The sequence below is a fragment of the Betaproteobacteria bacterium genome, assembly GCA_016791345.1.
GTDB lineage: Bacteria > Pseudomonadota > Gammaproteobacteria > Burkholderiales > JAEUMW01 > JAEUMW01.
The window spans coordinates 1-2,133 of sequence record JAEUMW010000304.1 but is presented as its reverse complement, the minus strand read 5'-3'; the positions used below and the strand labels follow the sequence as shown (position 1 = coordinate 2,133).

Genomic DNA, 2,133 nt, shown 5'->3' with positions numbered 1-2,133 from the left:
ACCAAGTCGAAGCCGCGAACCGAAAAGTCTGATGCCGAGGAGCCGGCCGAGCGGCCGACGCGCAAGGATCTGTTGCGGCATGCCTGGTACGACCGGGACCTGGGCTGGCTGGCCTTCAACGGCCGCGTCCTGCACGAGGCGGCGGACGAGCGCAATCCCCTGCTCGAACGCCTCAAGTTCCTCGCCATCGTCACCTCCAACCTCGACGAGTTCTTCATGAAGCGGGTCAGCGTCCTGCGCGGCAAGGCGCGCGTGGAGGATCTGGAGGACCCGGTGCCGCACGGCGGCGACGCGCGCGACCGCCTGACACGCATCCGCGCCGCCGTCGACGATATGCTCGCGCAACAGGCACACTGCTATACCGAGGTCCTGCTGCCGGCACTCACCCGTCACGGTATCGTGCTGGCGGGTTGGGATCGGCTGACGGCCGCTCAGCGCGAGGAAGCGTCGCGCTTTTTCGACGCCAACGTGTCGCCCGCCCTCACCCCGCTCGGTTTCGATCCGGCGCATCCCTTCCCCTTCATGTCGAACCTCTCGACCAACTGGGCCTTCGTGCTGCGCGCCGGCGACTCGCAGGAGGTACGCGTGGTACGCGTCAAGGTTCCGTCCGAAATCGCGGCCTGGGTTGCGCTGAAGAGCGACGTCGAGCCGGGTGAGCGCGTGTTCCTCGGGCTCGAGGATTTGATCCGGCACAACGCTTTCAAGCTCTTCCCGGGCATGGAGATCGTGTCCTCGACCTTGTTTCGTATCCTGCGCAACGCCGAGGTGGAACTCGAGGACGATGACAGCGACAGCCTGCGCGACGTCGTGAGCGACGCGCTGCGCCAGCGGCGCTTCGAGCCGGTGGTGCGTATCGACTTTGCGCCGGGCGCAGATGCCGGTGTACGACAGGCGCTGCTGGAGCGTTTCGAGTTGTCGGAAAGCGACGCGTTCGAGTCGAAGGGGTTGCTCGATTACCCCGATCTCTTCCAAATTGCCGCGCTCGACGTGCCCGAGCTGCGGGACCCGACGTGGACGCCGCGATTGCCGCTGCGCCTCTCGGACGCCAGCGTCCCGGTCTGCGCAGCCGTCGACGTCGGCGCCATCCTGGTTCACCATCCCTACGAAAGCTTCGATGAAAGCGTCGAGCGCTTCATCGACGAAGCGGCCGACGACCCGAAGACGCTCGCCATCAAGATGACGGTGTACCGGGTCGGCGATGACACGCCGTTCGTGCGCTCGCTCATCCGCGCTGCAGAAGCCGGCAAGCAGGTCGCCTGCGTGATCGAGCTCACCGCGCGGTTCGACGAAGCGCGCAACCTGCACTGGGCGCAGGAGCTGGAAAAGGTCGGTGCGCACGTGACGTTCGGCGTGCTCGGTCTCAAGACCCACACCAAGGTCGCGCTCGTGGTACAGAAGCACGGCACTGAACTGCGCTGTTACGCGCACATCGGCACGGGCAACTACCACGTCAAGACGGCCCGGCTCTACACGGACGTCGGGCTGCTCACGCGGGAGCCGACGCTCACCACCGACGTCGTCAACCTCTTCCACTACCTCACCGGGTTTTCGCGTGCCCCGGTGTTCCACAAGCTGCTGGTCGCGCCGGTCAATATGCGCCAGCGCTTCCTCACGATGATCGAGCGCGAGATCGAGCATCGCCGTGCCGGCCGCCCGGCACGCATCATCGCGAAGATCAACCAGCTCGACGACGTCGAGATCGCGCAGACGCTTTGTGCAGCCTCCCGTGCGGGCGTGCCCGTCGACCTGCTGGTGCGCGGCTTCTGCTGCCTGCGCCCCGGCGTACCCGAATGGACGGAGAACCTACGGGTGCGCTCGATCATCGGGCGCTTCCTCGAACACTCGCGCATTTTCCACTTTGCCAACGGCGAGGACGACCCGCTGGCGGGCGAGTTTTACATCGGGTCGGCCGACTGGATGCTGCGTAATCTCTCGCGTCGGGTCGAGGCGGCGGCACCCGTGGAAGAACGCGCGATGCGCACACGTCTGTGGGAGATACTGGAGGCAAGCTTGGCGGACCGCCGCCAGGCGTGGGAGATGCAGCCGGATGGAACCTACATCCAGTTGCAGCCTGGCGAAGCGACGACCGGTCCGGCAGCCTTCGGTACGCACGCGTGGCTGATGGAGATGGCA

At 66.1% G+C, this 2,133-nt stretch carries 1 protein-coding gene; it reads left to right on the top strand.

Translation table 11 applies throughout. The annotated features are described in order from the left end of the window. Positions 1 to 69 precede the first annotated feature (69 nt). Positions 70 to 2,133, top strand: a 2,064-nt coding sequence (gene ppk1, locus JNK68_12095; protein MBL8541095.1) for a polyphosphate kinase 1, incomplete at its 3' end; no start/stop codon positions are given.